At 62.9% G+C, this 23,309-nt stretch carries 22 protein-coding genes; 1 reads left to right on the top strand and 21 read right to left on the bottom strand.

Annotation, left to right across the window (positions count from 1 at the left end):
- Positions 1 to 11: 11 nt before the first annotated feature.
- The 11 genes from hflK to ndk form a co-directional block, all read right to left on the bottom strand.
- Complete coding sequence (gene hflK, locus R8871_RS29945; RefSeq protein ID WP_175053696.1) at positions 12 to 1,394, bottom strand: FtsH protease activity modulator HflK; 1,383 nt, start codon at positions 1,392 to 1,394, stop codon at positions 12 to 14.
- Between the two features lie 49 nt (positions 1,395 to 1,443).
- Positions 1,444 to 2,631: a GTPase HflX gene (gene hflX, locus R8871_RS29940; protein ID WP_128576780.1), complete on the bottom strand. Its 1,188-nt coding sequence runs from the start codon at positions 2,629 to 2,631 to the stop codon at positions 1,444 to 1,446.
- 58 nt (positions 2,632 to 2,689) lie between these two features.
- Entirely contained in the window at positions 2,690 to 2,926 is a 237-nt protein-coding gene (hfq, locus tag R8871_RS29935; RefSeq protein ID WP_006051315.1) for an RNA chaperone Hfq, read from the bottom strand.
- Positions 2,927 to 3,079: 153 nt separating this feature from the next.
- Positions 3,080 to 4,417, bottom strand: coding sequence for a ribosome biogenesis GTPase Der (gene der, locus R8871_RS29930; protein ID WP_175053695.1), 1,338 nt, complete (start codon positions 4,415 to 4,417; stop codon positions 3,080 to 3,082).
- A gap of 418 nt (positions 4,418 to 4,835) precedes the next feature.
- Entirely contained in the window at positions 4,836 to 5,981 is a 1,146-nt protein-coding gene (gene bamB / locus R8871_RS29925) for an outer membrane protein assembly factor BamB (RefSeq protein ID WP_175053694.1), read from the bottom strand.
- Positions 5,982 to 6,056: 75 nt separating this feature from the next.
- Positions 6,057 to 6,686 (bottom strand): YfgM family protein, encoded by a 630-nt coding sequence (locus R8871_RS29920; RefSeq protein ID WP_154565141.1) that lies wholly within the window; start codon positions 6,684 to 6,686, stop codon positions 6,057 to 6,059.
- Between the two features lie 78 nt (positions 6,687 to 6,764).
- Complete coding sequence (gene hisS / locus R8871_RS29915; protein ID WP_175053693.1) at positions 6,765 to 8,105, bottom strand: histidine--tRNA ligase; 1,341 nt, start codon at positions 8,103 to 8,105, stop codon at positions 6,765 to 6,767.
- A 20-nt stretch (positions 8,106 to 8,125) separates the two neighbouring features.
- On the bottom strand, positions 8,126 to 9,442 hold the full coding sequence (gene ispG / locus R8871_RS29910) for a flavodoxin-dependent (E)-4-hydroxy-3-methylbut-2-enyl-diphosphate synthase (protein ID WP_175053692.1): 1,317 nt from the start codon (positions 9,440 to 9,442) through the stop codon (positions 8,126 to 8,128).
- Positions 9,443 to 9,528: 86 nt separating this feature from the next.
- Positions 9,529 to 10,659, bottom strand: a complete 1,131-nt coding sequence (locus R8871_RS29905) for a helix-turn-helix domain-containing protein (RefSeq protein ID WP_175053691.1) — start codon at positions 10,657 to 10,659, stop codon at positions 9,529 to 9,531.
- Positions 10,660 to 10,876: 217 nt separating this feature from the next.
- Positions 10,877 to 12,028, bottom strand: coding sequence for a 23S rRNA (adenine(2503)-C(2))-methyltransferase RlmN (gene rlmN, locus R8871_RS29900; protein ID WP_175053690.1), 1,152 nt, complete (start codon positions 12,026 to 12,028; stop codon positions 10,877 to 10,879).
- A 214-nt stretch (positions 12,029 to 12,242) separates the two neighbouring features.
- Positions 12,243 to 12,668: a nucleoside-diphosphate kinase gene (gene ndk, locus R8871_RS29895; protein ID WP_172315650.1), complete on the bottom strand. Its 426-nt coding sequence runs from the start codon at positions 12,666 to 12,668 to the stop codon at positions 12,243 to 12,245.
- Positions 12,669 to 12,979: 311 nt separating this feature from the next.
- Between ndk and R8871_RS29890 the strand changes: the two genes are divergently transcribed.
- The gene (locus R8871_RS29890) at positions 12,980 to 13,678 is read left to right on the top strand and encodes a Bax inhibitor-1/YccA family protein (RefSeq protein WP_175053689.1); all 699 of its coding nucleotides are present in this window, start codon (positions 12,980 to 12,982) and stop codon (positions 13,676 to 13,678) included.
- A 150-nt stretch (positions 13,679 to 13,828) separates the two neighbouring features.
- On the opposite strand, the gene R8871_RS29885 is transcribed toward R8871_RS29890, so the two are convergent.
- From R8871_RS29885 to R8871_RS29840, 10 genes are all read right to left on the bottom strand, one after another.
- Positions 13,829 to 14,602 (bottom strand): MBL fold metallo-hydrolase, encoded by a 774-nt coding sequence (locus R8871_RS29885; RefSeq protein WP_175053688.1) that lies wholly within the window; start codon positions 14,600 to 14,602, stop codon positions 13,829 to 13,831.
- A gap of 7 nt (positions 14,603 to 14,609) precedes the next feature.
- Positions 14,610 to 15,749: an outer membrane protein assembly factor BamC gene (gene bamC / locus R8871_RS29880; protein WP_175053687.1), complete on the bottom strand. Its 1,140-nt coding sequence runs from the start codon at positions 15,747 to 15,749 to the stop codon at positions 14,610 to 14,612.
- 128 nt (positions 15,750 to 15,877) lie between these two features.
- The gene (dapA, locus tag R8871_RS29875) at positions 15,878 to 16,792 is read right to left on the bottom strand and encodes a 4-hydroxy-tetrahydrodipicolinate synthase (RefSeq protein ID WP_175053686.1); all 915 of its coding nucleotides are present in this window, start codon (positions 16,790 to 16,792) and stop codon (positions 15,878 to 15,880) included.
- A gap of 43 nt (positions 16,793 to 16,835) precedes the next feature.
- On the bottom strand, positions 16,836 to 17,447 hold the full coding sequence (locus R8871_RS29870) for a class I SAM-dependent methyltransferase (protein WP_175053685.1): 612 nt from the start codon (positions 17,445 to 17,447) through the stop codon (positions 16,836 to 16,838).
- Positions 17,448 to 17,463: 16 nt separating this feature from the next.
- Positions 17,464 to 18,666, bottom strand: coding sequence for a tryptophan--tRNA ligase (locus R8871_RS29865; RefSeq protein WP_175053684.1), 1,203 nt, complete (start codon positions 18,664 to 18,666; stop codon positions 17,464 to 17,466).
- Between the two features lie 6 nt (positions 18,667 to 18,672).
- Positions 18,673 to 19,335, bottom strand: a complete 663-nt coding sequence (locus R8871_RS29860; RefSeq protein ID WP_175053683.1) for a site-2 protease family protein — start codon at positions 19,333 to 19,335, stop codon at positions 18,673 to 18,675.
- Between the two features lie 47 nt (positions 19,336 to 19,382).
- Positions 19,383 to 20,018, bottom strand: coding sequence for an L-threonylcarbamoyladenylate synthase (locus R8871_RS29855; protein WP_097389684.1), 636 nt, complete (start codon positions 20,016 to 20,018; stop codon positions 19,383 to 19,385).
- Between the two features lie 142 nt (positions 20,019 to 20,160).
- Positions 20,161 to 20,991 carry a 3',5'-nucleoside bisphosphate phosphatase gene (locus R8871_RS29850; RefSeq protein WP_054038246.1) on the bottom strand — a complete coding sequence of 277 codons (831 nt, stop codon included), beginning with the start codon at positions 20,989 to 20,991 and terminating at the stop codon, positions 20,161 to 20,163.
- 103 nt (positions 20,992 to 21,094) lie between these two features.
- On the bottom strand, positions 21,095 to 21,979 hold the full coding sequence (locus R8871_RS29845; protein WP_175053682.1) for an alpha/beta fold hydrolase: 885 nt from the start codon (positions 21,977 to 21,979) through the stop codon (positions 21,095 to 21,097).
- Positions 21,980 to 22,088: 109 nt separating this feature from the next.
- On the bottom strand, positions 22,089 to 22,967 hold the full coding sequence (locus R8871_RS29840; protein ID WP_175053681.1) for a ferritin-like domain-containing protein: 879 nt from the start codon (positions 22,965 to 22,967) through the stop codon (positions 22,089 to 22,091).
- Positions 22,968 to 23,309: the final 342 nt, after the last annotated feature.

Raw genomic sequence — 23,309 nt, 5'->3', positions numbered from 1 at the left:
ATGTGCGCTCCTTATTGAACGTCGTCTTCGCGCATACGGCTGCGGAAGGAGTCGCGTGAACGCAGTGCGTCGCTGCTGGCGGCGGCCTGGCTGGCAGGCGTCGCAACAGCGGCGGGAGCGGAAGCGGCTGCAGTAGCCGCGGCCGGTGCGGCAGCGCTGCTCGCGGCTTGCGGCGCTGCGGCGCCCGACGTAACGGCAGCGCCGGAAGCGGCTGCAGCAGCGTCGGCTACGCGCTGGCGAGTCTGCTCGACCAGCTTGTCGAGCGGCAGATACAACACGTTGTTGCCGCTCTTGCTGTCCACAAACACCTTGGTCGTATTCGAATAGATCTGCTGCATGGTTTCCAGGTACATGCGCTCGCGAATCACAGCGGGCGCTTTCGAGTACTGCGCGTAGACCTGCTTGAAGCGCTCGGCATCGCCTTGCGCCTGGGTCACCGTCTTGTCGCTATACGTTTTCGCTTCGTCGACCTGATGCGCCACATCCGCTTGCGCGCGCGGCAGCAGCTCAGCGGCATAGGCCTGCGCGTCGCGTTTGGCGCGTTCGTTGTCCTGGCGCACTTTGGCGGCATCGTCGAAAGCGGCCTGCACCTGATCGGGCACCTGCACACCCTGGATCGTCACGCCGGTCACGGCGAGGCCGGACTGGTATTCATCCAGGGATTGCTGAATCGACGCCATCAGTTGCTGGCGAATTGTTTCGCGATCCTGATAGAGGATGTCACTGGTGCTGCGCGCACCGACGATGCTGCGCACCGCCGCCTGCGCGGCCTGCATCACGCTCTGATCGGGATCGACGCTGCGGAAGAGATAATCGGTCGGCTTGCTCACCTGGTACTGCACGGCAAAGCGCACGTCGACGATATCGGCGTCGTGCGTGAGCATCGACGCGTCCTTCACGTTGGCGAGACGCACCACGTTGTTACGGCCGATCTCCACCTGGCGGATCTGGCCGACGTTGACGAGCTCGTGCGCTTCGAACGGATACGGCAGGCGCCAATGCACGCCCTGCCCCGCGGTGTAGCGATACTTGCCGAACTGCATCACGACGCCGGCCTGGCCATCCTGCACGACGAACACGCCGCTGCCGAGGTAGATCGCGATCAACACGCCGATCACGATGCCCACGCCAATGCGCGCGCCGCGACCGTTGTCCGGACGGCCACCGCCCGCACCACCGCCCTTGCGACCGAACACCCGGCTCAAACGGCGGTTGAAATCGCGCCACATCTCGTCGAGATCGGGCGGGCCTTCAGCGTCCTTGGCCGGCGGCCGCTTGGGTTCGTTGGGTCGTTGGCGTTCGCCATTGCCGTCGCCCCGGCCCCAGCGCGGATCGTTCAGTGAAAGCATGGCGCGCATGCGCAGCCAGATACTCCGCTCGTTGTAATCGTTCACCTGTGTTCGTTCACCAGAGTAGACAGCGGGTCAGTGCAATTGGAGCGGGTCAGTGCCCGAGTTCTGAGACCTTACGGTCCTCGCGTGGTGCTGCCGACCGGTCTTCTTCCGACAGATCGACCAGCGTTTCGGAGAGAGGTTCGGCAGTAGCGATTTCAGCGATGGCAGCGCGCAATGTATCCAGCCCTTGCCCCGTGCGCGCGCTCAAAAAGACGCGCGAAATATTACCATACTCATCCCGCTCGACCGCGTCGCCACGGGCCGCCAACTCCGGCACGGCGTCGATCTTGTTGAACACCAGCACCTGACGGATCGTATCCGCACCAATTGCGTGCAACACCTCGTTCACCTGATCGATCTGATCGAGACGCACAGCGCTCGACGCGTCGACCACATGCAGCAGCAGGTCGGCGTGAATCGTTTCCTCAAGCGTGGCGCGAAAAGCCGCCACCAGTTGGTGAGGCAATTCGCGGATGAAACCGACCGTGTCGGATACCACCACCTGGCCGGCTTCGTCGCCCAGATAGACGCGGCGGGACGTGGTGTCCAGCGTGGCGAACAGCTGATCGGCGGCGTACGCCTGAGCCTTCGTCAGCGCATTGAAGAGCGTGGATTTGCCCGCGTTCGTGTAGCCGACGAGCGACACCGACATCGTCTGATTGCGGCTGCGCGCGCGGCGCTGCGTGCCGTGCTGACGGCGCAGTTTTTCGAGGCGGGTCTTGAGCGCCTTGATGCGCTCGCCGATCAAACGGCGGTCGGTTTCGAGCTGCGTTTCGCCAGGGCCGCGCAAACCGATACCGCCTTTCTGGCGTTCAAGGTGGGTCCATGCGCGGATTAGCCGCGTGGATAGATACTGCAATTGCGCGAGCTCCACCTGCAGCTTGCCTTCATGGCTGCGGGCGCGTTGCGCAAAAATATCGAGGATGAGGCTGGTGCGATCAATCACGCGGCGGTTAAGCGCCTGCTCCAGATTGCGCTGCTGCGCAGGCGCCAGAGCGTGATTGAAAATGACGAGTTCGATGTCGTTCGCCTCACAGGCAAGACGCAATTCTTCGGCCTTGCCGCTGCCGACGAACATCTTGGCATCGGGACTGGACCGGCGCCCCGTGAGGGTGACTAAGGGATTCGCGCCCGCGCTTTGCGCGAGCAGGCTGAGTTCTTCCAGACTGGCTTCGAAATCGATCTTACCGAAGTCGATGCCGACAAGCGCTGCATTGATCAAATTGGAGGGTATCAAAATAAGGCGGCCGGGAGTAATCGCCAACGGGCGACGCTACGCCGGCCGCGGACGGGGATTAGGACTGTTCGGAATCCGGGTGGAAATTCACCGGACGGGCAGGCACGACCGTAGAAATTGCGTGCTTGTAGACCATCTGGGTGACCGTATTCCGGAGCAACACGACGTACTGGTCGAACGATTCGATGTTCCCTTGAAGCTTGATGCCGTTGACCAAATAGATCGACACCGGCACGTGCTCTTTACGCAGTGCGTTCAAAAACGGGTCTTGTAACAATTGCCCTTTGTTGCTCATAGCAAACTCCGTATTTTTTTGCAGGTTGACTGAATTGACGACGAAGAAAAAGAGATCCGCCGTCAACCGCTACACTATAGCCGATTTTCATTTTTGCGCGAGCGGGCCGGCCTTGCGGCCAAACCCAACACACACGCGGGTTTCAGCCTGGATTTAGCCTTTATCCGCGTAAGGGTTCGTCGACGATCTGAACTCTATGCGCAATGGAGTCCCAGTCAGCTTGAAAGTTTCCCGGAAGCGGTTTTCGAGGTAGCGTTTGTACGTTTCGGTGATCGCATCGAGCGCATTGCCGTGAATCACGATGATCGGCGGATTCTGTCCGCCCTGGTGCGCGTAACGCAGTTTCGGGCGCACCGGACCGCGTCGGCGCGGCTGCTGGAATTCCACTGCCTCGATCAGCGCGCGCGTCAACTTCGGCGTCGGCAGCTTGGCCATGGCGGCGGCGTAGGCGTCGTCGACCGAGCGCATCAGCGGGCCGATTCCGGTTTTTTCCGCGGCGGAAATGAAGTGGAATTTGGCGAAGTCGAGAAATTTTAGTTTGCGCTCGATGTCGGCCTTAGTGCGCTCGCGCACATGCGAATCGAGCCCGTCCCATTTGTTCACGCCCACCACCAGCGCGCGGCCCTGCTCCACCACGAAACCGGCAATGTGCGCGTCCTGTTCGGAAATATCCTGTTGCGCGTCAAGCAGCAGGATCACGACGTTCGCGTCCGAAATCGACTGCAGCGTCTTCACCACCGAGAACTTCTCGATCGCTTCGAACACCTTGCCGCGGCGGCGCAAACCAGCCGTGTCGATCAGCGTGTACGGCTTGCCTTGACGCTCGAAATCGACGTAAATCGAATCGCGCGTGGTGCCCGGCATGTCGAACGCGATCACGCGCTCTTCGCCCACCAGCGCATTGATCAAGGTCGACTTGCCGACGTTCGGCCGGCCGACGATCGCGATCTTCACGCCGTGCGCCTGTTTTTCCTCGTCGCTTTCTTCCGGCTGCCCGGCGTACGCGACACCCAGCGCCTCGTTGATCATTTCGGTGACGCCGTCACCGTGCGCGGCGGAAATGGCGCGCGGGTCGCCGAGACCGAGTTCGTAGAAGTCGGCGGCCACCGTGGTGTACTTCATCCCCTCCGCCTTGTTGACGACGAGGAAGATCGGCCGGCCGGTCTTGCGCAGGTAGTCGGCAATCGTCTTGTCCTGCGGCGCGAGACCGTTGCGGCCGTCGACGATGAACACGACGACGTCCGATTCCTCGACCGCCTGGCGGGTTTGACGCGCCATCTCGTGCAGAATGCCGTCTTTCGCGACCGGCTCGAAGCCGCCAGTATCGACGACCAGATAAGGCCGGTCGCCGGCGCGCCCCTCGCCATAATGGCGATCGCGGGTGAGACCGGGCAGGTCGGCAACCAGCGCATCACGCGTGCGCGTGAGACGGTTGAATAGCGTGGATTTCCCCACATTGGGGCGCCCAACCAGGGCAATAACGGGTTTCATCAGATGTTGTTCACGGTGAAACGCGGGATCGAAATCGACGGTCCGCGTAGCGACGCCATGTGGCCGCTACACGGCAGCCTTTGACGAAAATTATCACGAATTCGGCCAGCCCCGGATGTGCTGTCAATATGCGCACCCGGGCGGACGGGGGTTTGGCTGTATGGGGCGGCGCCAATGGGCCGCCGGCTTCAGTCTTTCTTGCTCAACGGCTCAGACCGGTTCGATACGATTTTCTGCTGTATCGACCAGGATGCCGTCGAAGGTGGCGCCGCAAGCAGCCACCGATGGCCACATGGGCCGTTTCTGATCCGACTTGCCGGACCAGCCAGTCCGGCGGAATATTTCTAGTTGCCCAGCTATACAACAAAAACGCGTGCGGCCGGCGAAGCCGGCCTGCACGCTTGACGACCCTGCGCGATCAGCGCGGGCGGTAGCCGTACAGATCGCCGTCGTGCGTCAGCACGACCAACGTTTCGCCGGCCAGCACCGGCGCTGCGGTAATCGGGCTGCCGTCGGTCTTCACACGGGCCACGAGCGTGCCGTCGTCGCGCGACAGGAAGTGCACGTAGCCTTGATAGTCGCCCAGCACGGCGGCATGACCCAGAATGAACGGGACGCTGAGTTCGCGATTCTTGAGCTTGTCGTTCTTCCAGAGCGTGGCGCCGTTGCTGACGTCGAATGCCGACACCACCGACCAGTCGTCGGCCGCCACCACAGCGCGGTCATCCTGCGCGAGACCGCTCGTGCTCGAAAACGCCTTTTCCCACACCGCGCGGCCCGAGTTCGCATCGAAGCAGCCAATCTGGCCCTGGAACGTCACTGCGCAGGTTTCCGAACCGAGCAGCGTGGGCGGCCCTGTCACGTCATTGATGCGCTCCACTTCCGTCACGCCCTTCGGATACGACACCGGGGTCTGCCAGTAGTTGTCGCCGGTCTGCAGGTTGATCGCGGCGAACGCGCCGCCCGGGAAGCCGGCCAGCACCGCCGCGTCGCCCGCGAACGTCATGCCCGAGGAAACGCGCAGGTTGAGCGGCACCGCGCGGTTGCGATAATTCCACTTCTGCTCGCCAGTTTGCGCGTTGAACGCGACGATCTGACCGTCGACCGTGCGCACCACCACGAGACCGTTGCCAACCAGCGGCGGCGAGATGATTTCGCCAGGCGCTTTGGCGGTCCACAATTGTTTGCCGTCCGCGCCGAGGACGTAGACATCGCCCTTCAGGCCGCCGACCGCCGTGAGCGTGCCGTCGCTGCCGACACCGGCCGACAGATCGTCACGCAGCTTGACGCGCCAGATGTCCTTGCCGGTTTGCGCGTCGATCTTCGCGACAGAGCCGTTCGCGCCCGCCGCGTACACCGCGTTGCCGACCGCGACCGGCGAGAACAGGTAACGACCCGCCTTGCCGACGCTCGTCTTCCACGCCTGCTGCACGTCGAGCACGGGTTTGAACTCGGTGAGCGGCGTGGGCTCGCGGCGCTCGTCTTTCGTGGATGAGCAAGCCGCCATGGTGAGGACGGTCATCGCACAGGCAACGGGCACAGCGTAACGTTTCAGCAGATTCATCGGTGGACGAAGCATTCAGGAAATGAGTTAAAGGAGACCGGTTGGTCGTGTCATGCGGCGCGCTGCATGCGGCGATTAGCCGCCCAGCGCGTCCAGCTTGAACTGAATCAACTGGCGAGCCGAGCTATCGTTTTTCGACAGCGAGTCGAGGGCAAGCTTGTAGGCCGCGCGCGCATCGTCACGCTTGCCTTGGGCGGCGAGCAGATCACCGCGGCCGTCCGCCACAATGCCCTTGAACGCGTCGGACTGCGGTTCGGCGAGCAGTGCGAGACCCTGGTCGTAAGCCTTGTCGTCGAGCAGCAGCGAAGCCAGCCGGAGCTTGGCAATCTGCTTGAACTCGTCGTCTTTTGCGTGATCGATGGTCCATTGCAACTGGGCCTTCGCGGCAGCTTCGTCACCCGCGGCGTAGAGCGCCTTGGCAGCGCCCAGCGCGGTCATTTGCGCATACGCGGTGCGGCTGAACTTGTCTTCCATATCGGTGGCAACGCGCGTGATCTTCGCCTTGTCGCCCGACGCAACGGCTTGCTGCACCTGGTCATACAGCACTGCGGCTTCCGCGGCCTGGCGCCGTTGCCAGAAATTCCAGCCGTTCCAGCTGGCGGCAGCAACCAGGGCCACCAGCACGATCCATGTGGTTGCATTGCCCCACTGCGTCCACCATGCCTTCAGACTTTCAATCGATTCTTGTTCGTCGTGGTAACTCATCGCCCGGCGATTTCCTCTTTCTTGATACGTGTGCGTGTCGAGCCTGATTGGCACCCAACCGGCTCGACGACATCGCGATCAGTCGTCGCCGTCTTCGGCGGTTGCAACCATCGCATTGATTAGAAATTCGGTCAAGTCTTCGGCGGGCACGTTATGTTGCTCGTTTTTACCGCCGTTGGAACTTGTATCACGAAGCGGTTTGACGCCGACCGTGCCGTTCGCAATCTCGTCTTCGCCGAGGACCACGGCGAATGCCGCACCACTCGCGTCAGCACGCTTCATTTGCGACTTGAAGCTCGCCGTCTGACCGTCCGCGCTGCAATGCAGGATCACGTTCAGACCTGTGTCGCGCAAACGCTCGGCGATGATAAAGGCCTGTTCGCGCGCCGCGTCGCCCTGATGGACCACGTATACGTCGCAGCCCTCGTCTTCCGGCACGAGCTGCTCTTCTTTCAGCAACTCGAGGATACGCTCGACGCCCATGGCCCAGCCGCACGCGCCCGTCGGCTTGCCGCCAAGCTGTTCGATCAGCGGATCATAACGACCGCCGGCCGCGACCGTGCCTTGCGCACCAAGCTTGTCGGTCACCCATTCGAACACGGTCAGATTGTAATAATCGAGACCGCGCACAAGACGCGGATTGATCGTGAACGGAATGTTGTTCGCCTTCAGAATGCGCTGCAGGCCTTCGAAGTGCGCGCGTGATTCTTCGCCGAGAAAATCGATCAGCTTGGGCGCGTTCTGCGCGACTTCCTGCATGGCCGGATTCTTCGTGTCGAGCACGCGCAGCGGGTTCGTGTACAGACGGCGCTTCGCCTCTTCGTCGAGCACGTCCATGTGCTTTTCGAGGTACGCGATCAACTCGACGCGATGTGCCGCGCGCTCTTCGACGAGACCCAGCGAATTGAGCTCGAGCTTGATGCCCATCAAGCCGAGGTCGTCCCACAGACGCTGGCACATCATGATGATTTCAGCGTCGGCATCCGGACCGGCAAAGCCCAGCGCTTCGACACCGACCTGATGGAACTGGCGATAACGGCCGCGCTGCGGACGCTCGTGACGGAACATCGGGCCGATGTACCACAGGCGCTTCGGACCGTCGTACAGCATGTTGTGCTCGATCGTCGCGCGCACCACAGCCGCCGTATTTTCCGGGCGCATCGTCAGATTTTCGCCGTTCAATGCGTCGGTAAAGCTGTACATCTCTTTCTCGACGATATCGGTCACCTCACCGATACCGCGCTTGAACAACTGCGTGTGCTCGATGATCGGCGTACGGATATTCTGGTATCCGTACGAGCGCAACATCGACTTGACGGTCGCTTCAAAAAATTCCCACAGCCCGGCGTCCTGCGGAAGGATGTCATTCATGCCCTTCACACCGGACAACTTTTCGAGCTTTTTCTTCTGTTCAGTCATCTGTCTTCGATCGGCGGTATTTAGTTGAGTGCTTCGGCGCGGCCATAGCGGCGCTCGACGTAGTCACTCACGATTTGCTGGAATTCTTGCGCGATGTTCTCGCCGCGCAGCGTCTTGACCTTCTCGCCGTCGATGAACACCGGCGCGGCCGGATTTTCGCCCGAACCCGGCAAGCTGATGCCGATATTCGCCTGTTTCGATTCGCCCGGACCGTTGACGATGCAGCCCATCACCGCGACGTGCATCTTCTCGACGCCAGGATATTGATCGCGCCATACCGGCATCTGCGTACGCAGGTAGGTCTGGATTTGCGACGCCAGTTCCTGGAACAGCGTGCTGGTGGTACGGCCGCAACCCGGGCACGCGATCACCATTGGCGTGAACGAACGCAGGCCCATGGTCTGCAGAATTTCCTGACCGACGATCACTTCACCCGTGCGCGGGCCACCCGGCTCCGGCGTCAGCGAGATACGGATCGTGTCGCCGATACCTTGTTGCAGCAACACCGACAACGCAGCGGTCGACGCCACAATGCCCTTCGACCCCATGCCCGCTTCGGTCAGACCCAGATGCAGCGCGAAGTCGCAACGGCGCGCGAGTTCACGATAAACCGCGATCAGGTCCTGCACGCCGCTGACCTTGCACGACAGAATGATCTTGTTACGCGGCAGGCCGATTTCGACCGCGCGCTCCGCCGAGCCGATCGCCGACTGGATCAGCGCTTCGTACATCACGCTCTGCGCTTCCCACGGCGTGGAACGCGCGGCGTTTTCGTCCATCATCTTCGCGAGCAGGTCCTGGTCGAGGCTGCCCCAGTTGACACCGATTCGCACCGGCTTGTCGTACTTCACCGCCGCTTCGATCATCTGCGCGAACTGCGTGTCGCGCTTCGCGCCGTGGCCGACATTGCCCGGGTTGATCCGGTACTTCGACAACGACTCCGCGCACGCGGGGTAATCGCGCAGCAGCAAATGGCCGTTGTAATGAAAATCGCCGACCAGCGGCACCGACACGCCCATGCGGTCGAGCTGCTCGCGAACCGCCGGCACGGCCGCCGCCGCCTCCGGCGTGTTGACCGTGATACGCACCAGCTCCGAACCGGCTTGCGCCAGTTCCTTGATCTGGATCGCGGTGCCGATCGCGTCCGCGGTGTCGGTGTTGGTCATCGACTGGACGCGCACGGGCGCATCGCCGCCGATGGTGACGAGCTGGCCGCCCCAACGGACATCGACCGCATGCGACTTGCGCCGCGCTGCGTGGCCGCCGAACACCGGCTCGTTAGAAACGATCTTGCTACTGGATTGGGATTGATCTTCGGATTGCATCGAAAAACCCATTTACGCCGCATGCGCCACACAAAAGACGTAGCGCCTGAATTGAAAAAGCGCCGCGAACCGGTTGGCCGCGACGCATACCGTATCTATCAAGGCAACGCGAAGCGCGCAACGTTACCCTTGGCTGCCGAATACTTCGACGGATCGACTGGCTGACCATCGAGCGTAAGCGACTCGAGACCCGCCTTGTTGCCGACCGTGACCTTGAAAGGGGCCGCGCCCGTCACTTCCTTCGTATCGCCTGCGTGCACAAGGCCGGAGAACACTTCCTTGCCGTCCTTGCCACGCACGCTGAACCAGCTGTCTTGCGTCACGCGCAACGCGATGATCGCCTCACCCGCGGCAGGCGCCGCCGTGTCCGCTGCAGCCGATGCGCCTATCGCGGCGACAACCGGCGCGCTCGCGCCCTGTGCCGCCGCCTGGACCTGCGAACCGGCCTTCGGCGCGACTGCTGCTGCCGTGACCGCCGGAGCGGAAGACGGCGCCTCACCGGTCGCCAGCGGCGCGGGCATCGGCGTAGCCGACGCTGCGTTATCCGCCGCGGCCTGCGTTTCCGGAGCAGAAGCCGCGTCTTCCGCGGTTGCCTCGGAACCTGCCGGCTGACCCTGCGCCACCGCGCCCGATGCACCGGTCGCACCACCCGCGGCGCCGTTAGCGCTCGCCTTCAATCGTGCGAGCCACGCCGACGAATCACCGCCATTGGTATGCCACATGCCGAGCGCGATCACTGCGACGATCACCGCTGCGACGCCCCACAGCCACGAGCGGCTCTTTTGCCCACTGCCGCCGAGCGACAGCGATACGCGGCCGCGCGGCAAATCCTTGCCCGACGACGCCGGCATCGACAGATCCGGCGCGGGCACACCCTTCTCGCGGCGCAAAGCCTGCGTGAACGGCGTGGGATCGGCGCCGAGCATCTTCGCGTAGCTGCGCACCACGCCGAGCGCGAAAGTCGTGTCCGGCAAATGGCTGATGTCGCCCGATTCGAGCGCACGCAGCTTGGTGACGGAAACCTTGAGGCGCGCCGACACGTCTTCGATCGTCCAGCCCTTCAATTCACGCAATTGGGTCAAGCGCGCGCCAACGGCCGCCAGGGAATCAAAACTCGCCGGGCCCGGCTGCACAACAGGCTGCACCACCGCCCGGGCGACTGACGCCGGATGGCCTTCGTTTGTGTCTGTGTCCTGCGGCTGCGGCTGCGGGTGCTGCGGCTCACTCATCCCAAATCCTTTCGCGTCGATTCTTTTTCACTTGTGCAACCCGGACGGGCCAAAGCCTCGCGCCCGAATCGCAGACCGTTTATAACAAAATGCGCGGCCTTGTGTGCCGCTTCCGATCGCTTCTGCAAACTTTCTTTTCAATCGCGGATCGAGTGGAGGGTTTCCGTGCGCCCAGATCGCTTTCCTCCGACCGCTCGCGCCCCACTATCTCGCGCGATTACACGGCGCGCACCTCGATAATCTTCGCTGCCTTCCCGGTGCGCTCAGCGAGGCGCGTGCGGTCTTTCACCGCACCGGCCAACTGACCGCAGGCAGCGTCGATATCATCGCCGCGTGTCTTACGCACTGTTGTGACGACGCCCGCGTCCATCAACACTTGTGCAAACCGCTTGATCTGTTCCGGCTTCGAGCGGATGAGGCCCGATTCAGGGAACGGATTGAACGGAATCAGGTTGAACTTGCACGGCACGTCACTCGTAACCGCCAGCAATTCGCGCGCTTGCGCTTCGCTGTCGTTCACGCCGTCGAGCATGCAATATTCGAACGTAATGAAATCGCGCGGCGCGACTTTCAGATAGCGCTGGCAAGCCGCCATCAATTCGCGCAGCGGATACTTCTTGTTCAGCGGCACCAGCATGTCGCGCAGCGGGTCGCTCGGCGCATGCAGCGATACCGCGAGCGCCACCGGCAGATCGGCGCCAAGCCGGTCCATCATGGGCACGACGCCCGAGGTGGACAGCGTGACACGACGGCGCGACAGGCCGTATGCGTTATCGTCCAGCATCAGGCGCATGGCGGGCACCACCGCGTCGTAATTGAGCAGCGGCTCGCCCATACCCATCATCACCACGTTCGTGACGACGCGCTCGCCTTTACCGTCACCGCCCGTGGCGCGCCCGCCATCCGTGCCGCGCGTCGCGCGCAGCGCGAACTCGGCCATGCGCAGCTGGCCGATGATTTCGCCGGTAGTGAGATTGCGGGAGAAACCCTGTTTGCCGGTCGAACAGAAACGGCAGTTGACCGCGCACCCGGCCTGCGACGACACGCACAGCGTGCCGCGCGTTTCTTCGGGAATGTAGACGGTTTCAACCGCGTTGCTGTTGCCGACGTCGATCAGCCACTTGCGTGTGCCGTCGGTCGAAATATTGTCGCTGACGATGCCGGGCATCGTGATCGTTGCGCGCCCTTTGAGCTTTTCGCGCAAGGACTTCGCCAGATCGGTCATGCCGTCGAAGTCGGCGGCGTTGTACTGGTGGATCCAGCGCTGCAATTGCTTGGCGCGAAACGGCTTCTCGCCCAGGCTGTCGCAGTAAGCGACAAGCCCTTGGGCGTCGAGGTCGAGAAGGTTGACGGTGGGACTGCTCGTCATATCGAATCCTGCCATTTCAGTGCGAGACTACGTTCATGCAACAAGCTGCATGAACGCAATGCCGTTCGCGCCCATTCCTGCTGCTTTACCTTACTACTTTGCCGGGCTGTTCGTGCGGATTCGTGCGACAAATCCAACGGCAGCGCACGAATCGCGCGGATAGCGCCTTGCAGGTCAAGCGCGTTCAGACGCGCTCAAACCTGCCCAAACCCGCTTAACGCGAGTAGACGTTCACTTCCGGGAAGAAGAACGCGATTTCAACTGCAGCCGTTTCAGCGGCGTCCGAACCGTGCACTGCGTTAGCGTCGATGCTGTCAGCGAAGTCAGCGCGGATCGTGCCCTTTTCTGCCTTCTTCGGGTCCGTTGCGCCCATCAGGTCGCGGTGCTTCAGGATCGCGTTTTCGCCTTCCAGCGCTTGCACGACCACCGGGCCCGAGATCATGAAATCGACCAGGTCCTTGAAGAACGGGCGTGCGGCGTGCACAGCGTAGAACTTCTCTGCGTCAGCGCGCGACAGGTGAACCATGCGCGAAGCCACGATCTTCAGGCCAGCGTTTTCGAAACGGCTGTAGATCTGACCGATCACGTTCTTGGCCACTGCGTCCGGCTTGATAATCGACAGGGTGCGTTCGATCGCCATAAAAACTCCAAAAAATTAAGAGGTTACAGATTCAAATGAATCCGCTATTGTAGCATGTTCCCGTGTATGATTGCGATTGAACCCTTACAGCATTGAAAGACTCCAAGCAGGAGTTTCTGAATACTGGTAGCGTAGTTCGTGTGGACATTTTCCGGGTATTGAAACTCCCTGCCACCGCGCCAATCTTAGGGATGAACACCCTGCGACTGGCGGCAAGCATTCCGGCCGGCGCCGCACTACCTGACGCACCACCCGCTGCGCAACCCGCGGCACAACCATTACGCAACACGCTTCTGAGGTAAGGAGAGACCATGAACGATCATCCGTATAGCTTTGGCCGCAATGGCGCAGTCAGCACGGTCGAAACACGCAACCGCGTACTACGGAACACCTACTGGCTGCTAGCGCTGTCCATGATTCCGACCGTGCTCGGCGCATGGGTGGGCGTGGCAACCGGCTTTTCGCTGTTCGCCGCCACCAGCCCCGGCATGAGCATGCTGGCGTTCTTCGCGATCGCCTTCGGTTTCATGTTCGCCATCCAGAAAACCAAAGACAGCGCCATCGGCGTGTTCGTGCTGCTCGGCTTCACGTTCTTCATGGGCCTGATGCTGTCGCGCATCCTGAGCTTCGTGCTCGGTTTTTCGAACGGCCCGTCGCTGATCATGCTCGCCTTTGGTGGCACTGGTGTGATCTTCGCCTCCATGGCAACGATCGCCACGGTCAGCAAGCGTGACTTCTCGGGTCTCGGCAAGTGGCTGTTCATGGGCGTCATCGTGCTGCTGCTGGCTTCGGTCGCGAACGTGTTCCTGCACCTGCCGGCGTTGATGCTGACGGTGTCGGTGCTGGCCATCGTGATCTTCTCGGCCTACATGCTGTTCGACGTCCAGCGCGTCGTGAACGGCGGTGAAACGAACTACATCGCCGCTACCCTCGCGATCTATCTGGATCTGTACAACGTGTTCGTCAACCTGCTCGCGCTGCTCGGCATCTTCGGCGGCAACCGCAACTAAGACTGACGCAAGGCCCGGCGCCTGAAACGCCGGCCTTGAAAAAAAGCCCATGACGAGCAATCGTCATGGGCTTTTTTCATTGCACTGCCGGCATGTCGGCGGCAAAGCGCCAAGCATGGCGATGTCAGACGCCAGGCAATCAGAGACGGATCACAAGCTCAGCCAGGCGAAACCTTCATCCTGAGAAGCAACGACCACTTCGGTCGGCGCGGCGCCCAGCACACCTGCCATGGCGGCCTGCGCCAGTTCCGGCGTGTTGTTCTGCTGGCTCAGATGGGCAGCTACCAGGTGGCGCAAGCGCGAGCGGTCGAGCGAGGCCAGGATTTCAGCCGCGGCTTCGTTGTTCAAATGCCCGTGATTGCCGCCGATACGCGCCTTCAGCGATTGGGGATACCGGCTACCCGCCAGCATCCGCACATCGTGATTGCATTCGAGCACCAGCGCGTCGCATCCGCTCAGCACCGCGCTGATGTGCGGCGTGGAAGTGCCGACGTCGGTCAGCACGCCAAGCCGGCTCGCGCCGTTGGAGAGCACGTACTGCAGCGGCTCGCGGGCGTCGTGAGGAACGGTGTAAGGGAGGATGCTGAGGTCGCCGATCGCCACCGCTTCGTCGCCCCACAGCACCTGCAGGTCGACGTCGGCTTCGTCGGCGCCCACCGCGCGGGCGGTGCCCCAGCTCATGTACAACGGAATCGACCATTTGCGCGCCAGCGTCAGCGCGCTGCCAATGTGGTCGCTGTGTTCATGTGTAATCAGAATGGCGTCGAGACCTTCGACGCCCGCGCCGAGCCGCGTCAGACGCCGCTCGACTTCCTTGGCCGAAAAGCCGCAATCGAGCAGAACGCGCGTGGTGGTCGCGCCGCATTGCGCTTCCACCAGCAAGGCATTGCCTTCACTGCCGCTGCCGAGACTGGCGAAGCGCACAGCCTGCTTAGTTCAGTTGCGCGTGCAGCAACGTCACGATGCGCTGCGCGTCGGACGAGTTATCCACTTGCCCGTTCGCGTCCAGCACCGCCACCTGCGTCACGGTGTCGCCCTTCGAACGCACATTGACGAGGAATTCCTGACCCGGCTTCTTCGACGAATTGCCGCTGTAGAACAGCTTGCCGAAGAGCCCTTCCTTCTTCAGTTCCTGCATCGAATCCGCGTAACGCACGTAGTAAATGCCTTTCGCGCGATCGCGGTTGTCGACGGTGAAGTTGGTGCGGTCGAGCGCGAGACCCACGCGCAGCCATGCGCGGTCGAACGATTCCTGCAGATCGAGCGTCGATGCGCCCGCGCTCTGGTCGATCGTGGCCGGCGCGGTGGCCGAACGGGCATCGGTCAGGAGTTGCTTCGATTGCGCCTCAGTCAGGCCAAACTTCTGCATCAGCTTGGTCAGGAACAGCGCTTCCAGTGCCGGATCGCGCGGACGCTCTTCCCAGCGCGACGACGTCTTGTCCTGACCCGTCAGCATTTCTTCCATCGCGCTATGCGTGATCGAGATGTCCGTCGTCTCAGCCGGCCCGCGCGACACGAGCGTGCGGAAGCTGTCGCGGGTGCCCGACGAATAAGCGAAGTCGATCACCTTGCCGACCGTTCGACGGAACCAGTCGTCCGGAATATTGGCGCGGTTTTCGGCCCAGTCGGTAGTCATGATGCCCGTAGCCGGGGCATCGGTTTTCAGCGCGAAGCCGTTTTCCTGCCAGAACTCCTGCAGCTGCGGCCACAGTTGTTCAGGCGTGCGGCCGTCGACTACCAGCCAGCGACGATCGCCGTCACGCTCAATGTGCATGCCCAGCGGGTCTTGCGCACTCGGCTGGCCTTCGGTGGAATTACCCGCTGCCGTGACCGCGCGTTGCTGCGCGCCGCCCAGCGCCAGGTTGGCCGGCGGCGCGACATAGCGCCCGTCGGTCGGCGCGGTGCTCAGGTCGCCCGGAACGGCGAGCGGCGGTGCGCTGCCCGCGCCCTTGTAGTTGACGCGGTCGGAGGCGAACCAGTCGTTCAGCGTGTCACAGCCGGCGAGCGTTACCAGGGCAAGCGCCAGCGCCGCCATGCGGGTTGCGTGGAGGGAAAGTGCGGAACGTTTCATGAGGTCCTTCGTGATGCTGGAACGCGGTGCCTGGTTCTGTGTGCCGGGAACGTGGGCTGGATCGACGTCGGTTAAGGGAATGCCGGTGGCAGGCTTTCTTGAGCGCTGGGGTGCGGGTTTGAGCCCGCTTAGCCCAGCAGACCCGCTTCGCGCAGCGCGCAGCGCACCACTTCGTGGTATTGCGCGTCGAGCGGCGTGAGCGGCAGGCGGATTCCGCCCTGCACACGACCCAATTGCTGCAACGCCCATTTCGCCGGAATCGGATTCGACTCGATGAACAGGTTCTTATGCAGCGACAGGAGTTTCAGATGAATCTCGCGGGCGGTCTTCGCGTCCGCCGCAAGCGCAGCTTTGCACAGCTCGCTCATGGCGCGCGGCGCGACGTTCGCGGTGACCGAAATATTGCCGTGGCCGCCAAGCAGCATCAGCGCGATCGCCGTGGGATCGTCACCGCTGTAGATGCCGAAATGGGCGGGCGCCGACTTGATCAGGTGCGCGGCGCGATCGATATTGCCGGTCGCTTCCTTCACACCGATGATGCCCGGCACCTGCGCGCAACGCAGAATCGTTTCGTTGCTCATGTCCGCGACCGTACGGCCCGGCACGTTGTACAGGATCACCGGCAGATCGACGGTTTCGGCGATCTTCGCGAAGTGGCGATAGATGCCTTCCTGGGTCGGCTTGTTGTAGTACGGCACGACCTGCAGCGTGGCGTCCGCGCCGACGTCTTTCGCCTGCTGCGTGAGCTCGATGGCTTCAGTGGTGGAATTGCCGCCCGAGCCCGCGATCACCGGAATCCGGCCCGCTGTGTGCTCGACTGCGGTTTTGACCATCAGCACGTGTTCTTCCACCGACAGCGTGGCCGACTCGCCGCTCGTGCCGACCACAACCAGCGCGTTCGTGCCCTCTGCGATATGCCAGTCGATCAGTTTGCGAAACGCCGGCAGATCGAGGCCGCCGTCTTCGAGCATCGGAGTAATGATGGCAGGGATGCTGCCGCGAATCTGAACGCCGCCAGTGCTGCTTTGATTGCCGTTAGTCATGAAACGCCATGAATTTGATCAGGTAAACCGCGATTGTAGCGGATTAGCCAGCCAGCTCGTAACAACGCGGGGGTGCCGCATCTGCACGCTCGGCTGAGCGATCCGCCTCCATAATTGCGCATATCCGCTGGACGTAAGCCGGGCGCGGCTGCGCGAGAAATCCGTCTTGAAATGCGACCACGCGGAGATGGCCTCGCACCACCTCGAGCAGCTCGCCAGGTGCAAGCAAAAACGCCGGGTTAGACGGTTTGCCGACCCTTTCGTTGCCTTGCGCGAAGGTCTCGTAAACCAGTACGCCGCCGGGCGCGAGCGCACGCAAAAGCTGCGGAAACAGCGGCCGGTGCAGGTAGTTCGTGACCACGATCGCGGCGAATTTCGCGTCTGCGGGCAAGGGCCATGCAGCGCCTTCGATATCGGCCGCGAGCGTGGCAATGCGCGGATCGTCACGCATCAGGCCCAGCGCAGCCGCATCGCGGTCGAGCGCGGTCACCGGATGGCCCAGCGATGCAAAGAAGCGCGCATGCCGCCCGGCCCCCGACGCCACGTCGAGCACCGCGCCGCCCGGCGCGACCAGATGCGCCCAGTGGCGCACCCAGCGCGACGGTTCGCCGTTTCCGTGCGAGGGACCGTCCGACGTGGCAACCGAAGTGCTCATCGCTTCAGCGCCGCGCTCAGTTGTACGACAGGCCCATCGCCTCGCGCACGTCGCGCATCGTTTCCGTGGCGAACTTGCGGGCCTTGTCGCAGCCGTCGGCGACGATCGCGCGCAACAGCGACGGATCGTCCATGTACTTCTGCGCGCGCTCGAGCATCGGCTGCTGCTCGCGCAGAATGCCTTCGATCACCGGCTGCTTGCATTCGAGGCAACCGATACCCGCGCTTCGGCAGCCCTTCTGCACCCATTCGTGGGTGGCTTCGTCCGTATAGACCTGATGCAGTTGCCACACCGGGCACTTGTCCGGATCACCCGGATCGGTGCGGCGCACGCGGGCCGGATCGGTCGGCATGGTGCGGACCTTCTTCGTGATCGTTTCCGCGTCTTCGCGCAGGCCGATCGTATTGCCGTAGGACTTCGACATCTTCTGGCCGTCGAGACCCGGCATGCGCGACGCTTCGGTCAGCATGGCCTGCGGTTCGACCAGGATGATCTTGCGCGAGCCTTCGAGGTAACCGAACAGACGCTCGCGATCGCTCATCGACAGGCTCTGCGATTCCTGCAACATCGCCCGCGCCTGCTCGAGCGCTTCGTCGTCGCCTTCCTGCTGATAGGCGTTGCGCAGCTCGTGATAAAGCTTGGCGCGCTTACCGCCCAGCTTCTTGGCCGCGTCATTCGCTTTCTCTTCGAAACCCGGTTCGCGGCCGTACAGATAGTTGAAGCGGCGCGCGATTTCACGCGTCATTTCGACGTGCGGCACCTGATCTTCGCCAACCGGCACGAGCGAGCCGCGATACAGCAGAATGTCCGCCGCCATCAGCACCGGATAACCGAGGAAGCCGTAGGTGGACAGGTCCTTGTCCTTCAGCTTTTCCTGCTGCTCCTTGTAGGTCGGCACACGTTCCAGCCAGCCGAGCGGCGTGCTCATGCCGAGCAGCAACGCCAGTTCCGCATGTTCGGGCACCTTGCTCTGGATGAACAGCGTAGCCTGCGCCGGATCGATGCCTGACGCGAGCCAGTCGATCAGCACGTCCCACACGTTCTTTTCGATCACTTCGGGCGTTTCGTAGTGCGTCGTGAGCGCGTGCCAGTCGACCACACAGAAGAAACACGGGTACTCGGACTGCAGCCGCACCCAGTTTTTCAGCACGCCGTGATAGTGGCCGAGGTGCAGCGACCCGGTGGGCCGCATGCCGGAGAAGATACGGTCTGGGAACATGGTTATTTAGAAAAGCGAAACAAGTGGAGTCAGAATTGCGGTAATCGCACCGTAGCCGAGCGTCACGAGCGGGCTCAGCCAATAGCGCGTGAGCGTGCCCGTCATGACGAGCGCCATCACGATGAAAAAGCCGTATGGTTCGAGGCGCGACAACGCGATCGATTGCCGCGGCGGCAACAGCGCCATCAGCACGCGGCCGCCGTCGAGCGGGGGCAGCGGAAACAGGTTGAGCACGCCGAGCACGAGATTCACGCCGACGCCCGCTGCCGCCATGCGCGTGAAGAAAGGCTCGTCAATCCCACCCACGGCAAGTGCGACGCCGATCAGGCCCCACACCAGCGCCTGCACGAAATTGCAGGCCGGCCCGGCGGCCGCGACCCACAGGCTGCCCCAACGCGGATTGCGCAGATTGCCGAAGGCGACCGGCACGGGTTTCGCGTAGCCGAACATGAACGCACCGCTGGTCGCGAAGTACAACAGCAAGGGAATCGCGATCGTGCCGAGCGGATCGATGTGCCGCATCGGATTGACGGAGACGCGGCCGAGCACGTACGCGGTGTTGTCGCCGAGCCAGCGCGCGACGTAGCCATGCGCGGCTTCATGCAGCGTGATCGCGAAAATCACCGGCAACGCGTAAACCGCAATGGTTTGTATCAGGGAAGAATCCATAACTCGCTATTGTAACAACGCGATTGCGTGCGTCTGTCCGCTTTCACTCATGCCGTCTCTTCGAGCCCGAAGGGCGCGAGAGAACCGCGCCCTGGCCGCACCAGCACCGGTTCGGCGCCGGTCAGATCGATCACGGTAGACGGTTCGCACACACACGGGCCGCCGTCGATCACCAGGTCCAGCTGTTTCTCGAGCCGTTCGCGGATTTCTTCCGGGTCGTTCAACGGCTGGGTTTCACCCGGCATGATCAGTGTGGAGCCGAGCAGCGGCTGGCCGAGTTCTTCGAGAATGGCCAGCGTAATCGCATGCTCCGGCACCCGCAGGCCGATCGTCTTGCGCGACGGGTGCGACAGGCGGCGCGGCACCTCTTTGGTGGCCTGCAATACAAAGACGTAAGGGCCCGGCGTGACCGACTTGATCAGGCGGTACTGCCGGTTGTCGACCATTGCGAAGTTCGATAGCTCCGAGAGGTCGCGCACCAGCAACGACAACAAGGCCTTCTCGTCGAGCCCGCGAATGCGCCGCAGGCGCTCGACCGCGTCCTTGTCGTCGAGGTGACAGGCGAGCGCGTAGCTCGAATCCGTCGGCAACGCGACGACGCCGCCGTCGTTGATGATCTGCACGGCCTGTTTGACGAGGCGCGGCTGCGGGTTATCCGGATGAAGCCGAAAGTATTGGGACATTTTGACTAACGATGGCTACGAGTGACAGCGGACAAAACAGCGGACGGAATTCGGATGGAAAGCCAGGCGGAAGATCGGGCGAAAGCACGCCCCTCGGACGGAGACAGTCGCGCATATCGTGCCGCCGAGGCACGGCGCGCGATCACAGCCAGCGTTCCCAGACGGGCTTGAGATCGGAAGGCAGCGGCGGCAGCGTGCCGAGATCGACACGGCCTTCGCCGGGTGCATGGAAGTCAGAGCCGCGCGAAGCTTCGAAGCCGAAGCGGCGCGCGACGTCCGCGTATTCGCGGTACTGATCCGGCGTGTGGCTGCCCGTCACCACTTCGATAGCTTTACCGCCGAGGTCGATGAATTCGGCGAAGAACGCGTCGAATTCGACCGGCGAGTACGCATAGCGCCCCGGGTGCGCGATGATCGCCTCGCCGCCGGCCGCCTGAATCCAGCCAACCGCGTCCGCCAGTTTCGCCCAGCGATGCGACACGTAGCCGGGCTTGCCGTCGCCGAGATAACGGGTGAACACGTCCTGCGTCGAGCTGGCGTAGCCGTTTTCAACCATGAAGCGCGCGAAGTGCGTGCGCGAAATCATGTCCGGGTTCGAAACGTATTTGAGCGCGCCTTGATAGGCGTCGGGGATGCCGAGCGTGGCCAACTGCTCGCCAATCGCTTCGGCGCGCGCGGCGCGGCCGTTGCGGGTTCGCGCGAGGCCGTCGATCAGGATCGAGCTGGTCGGGTCGACGCCGAGCCCGACGATGTGCACGGTGCGCGACGCCCACGTAACCGAAATCTCCACGCCGCTCAGGTAACCCATGCCGAGCGCTTCAGCCGTGCTGCGCGCTTCGTGCTGGCCACCCAGTTCGTCGTGGTCGGTCAGCGCCCACAGTGTCACGCCGCCCGCGTGCGCACGGCGCGCGACATCGGCCGGCGCGAATTGGCCGTCGGAAACGGTGGAGTGACAATGTAGGTCGGCGTTCATCTTTGTCTTGAGAAGGTTCTGCACTCATTTTACTGCAACGCAGTAAATGGCCGCAGCGCTATCTCGCGATGGTGGTCTGCGTGCCGAAACCCTTTTGCAAGGTTCAGGCGCAGAAGCCCTCGATCAGCGCGGCGACCTGCTCGGGCTGATCGTGATGCACCATATGTCCCGCTTCGTCGATGATCTTCTCGCGCCAGTTCGGAAAAGCCTGGAAGCGCTCCTTGAACTCGTCGAGCGGAATCTCGCCAGCAATCTGTGCCAGCGTCGGTGAGTTGGCGGCCTCGACGTGCAGCACCTTCGCGGTAACCTTGCGCCAGACGGCCATTACTTCGTCGAGGCGATACAACGTCGGCCCGCGCAGTTTGTGCGCCGGATCGGCGAGCAGCATGAAGCGCCCTTCTCCGTCCGGTTTGGACCAGTGCTGCGCAAGGAACTCCGCGCGCTGGGGAGCGAGGCGCGGGTTGGTCTTGATCAGACGGCCGGCGACATCGTCCAGCGACGCGTAACGCTTCAACTGGGGCGGATCGCGCAATTCATCGAGCCAGTTGCGCAGGCGCTTGGGCGCTTGCGCCGAGTGCGACGGCGCGAGACCGAAACCTTCCAGATCGACCACGCGCCGCACCCGCTCCGGCCGCACGCCCGCATACAGGCAAACGATGTTCGCGCCCATGCTGTGGCCCACAAGATTGACTTCGCCGGTCGGCGCATAGTGGTCGAGCAACGCGTCCAGGTCGCCGAGGTAATCCTGGATCCAGTAGTTGCCGCCGCCGCGCTCGGCGACCGGCCAGTCCGACAGGCCGAAGCCGCGCATATCGGGCGCAATCACCTGCCAGTCGCCGCCCAATGCGTCGACGACGAACTGGAACGATGCCGCCACGTCCATCCAGCCGTGGAGCATGAAGAGCATCGGCGCATCCGGATTGCCCCAACGCCGCACGTGCAGACGGATGCCGCGCACGGCGACGAATTCAGACCTGGATGTATTCATGAACGGCGCGCCCAAAAAAAGAATGGTCGTTCGATTATAACGAGATAGCTGGACGATGCGTGGCGTCCCGCTATGGAAAAAGGCTTCAGTTACCCGCGGCCTGAATGGCCTAAGTGACCTGGGTGGCCGGCGGAACCGGCTGCTCAGCGTCGAGGCCAGCAAGGGCGACCAGCGCGGCCAGTTCGGCCTCGTCGAAACCGGCGTCGCGACGCGCCTCGAAATTGAACGGACCGCGCAATTTCGGTGCGTGATACTGGTCGGCGAGGCGCGTGTAGGTGGCGTGCGGATCGAGGCCGCCCGCATCGCACAGATGACGGAACCAGCGGTTGCCGATCAGCACATGGCCGATTTCGTCGCGCAGGATTACGTCGAGAATCGCTGCGGACGCCGGATCCCCCGCCTGCTGCAGGCGGGCGCGGATCGGCGGCGAGGCGTCGAGGCCGCGCGCTTCGAGGGTGCGCGGCACCAGCGCCATGCGCGCCAGGACGTCAGCACGGGTACGCTCGCACATGTCCCAGAGACCGTCGTGCGCGGGAAAATCGCCATAGGCATGGCCGAATTCCGCGAGCCGCGCGACCAGCAATGAGAAGTGATGGGCCTCTTCGGCAGCGACTTTGAGCCAGTCGGTGTAGAACGCGGCGGGCATGCCGGCAAAGCGCCAGACGGCGTCGAGCGCGAGGTTGATGGCGTTGAATTCGATATGCGCCAGCGCGTGCAGCAAGACGGCTCGCCCTTCGGGCGATTGCATGCTGCGGCGCTTCAGTTTGCGCGGATCGACCAGTTCGGGACGGGCGGGACGGCCCGGCAGGCCGGGCGGCTCGGAGAGTTCGAGGTCCGCGAGGCAAGCGAGGCTGCCGTCGAGCACCGCTGCGTATAACGCGCGGGCCGCAGCTGCCTTGGTTGCCGGATCGATTTCGCGCAATGCGGCCAGCGCCGCGGTGCGCGCGCAGTTCGCGCGATTTGGGCAAGGCTCAGGATTCGTCGACATCGGCTGGAATAGGCAGAATAGGCGGAACAGACGGAGCAGCGGAAATCATGGCGGCCAGGTTGGCAAAGAGAACGGCAACAGGCAGGACGGAAGGCGCAAGGCTTGCCGAAGCTGGGCGCCGGACGGCTCACAGCACCGCCGAGCGGCATAAGCACACAACCGTTTACAATACTCGATTCGACCATCTCGCGCGCCTAGGGCGCGGGGCCGGCACGACAACCCGGTTCATCAGGGCGTTTCCGGGCACTTCTTTGGCGTTTGGCCTTAGCTGCCCCATTTAACTGCCCCATTTCGTAACCGGTTTCGCAGCCCTGGCCCGCTCGAACCGCGTGTAGCGACCGA

This window comes from Paraburkholderia sediminicola (assembly GCF_902859805.1).
Lineage (GTDB): Bacteria > Pseudomonadota > Gammaproteobacteria > Burkholderiales > Burkholderiaceae > Paraburkholderia > Paraburkholderia sediminicola.
The sequence above is the reverse complement of the archived record's forward strand: the minus strand, read 5'-3'. Positions and strand labels throughout refer to the sequence as shown.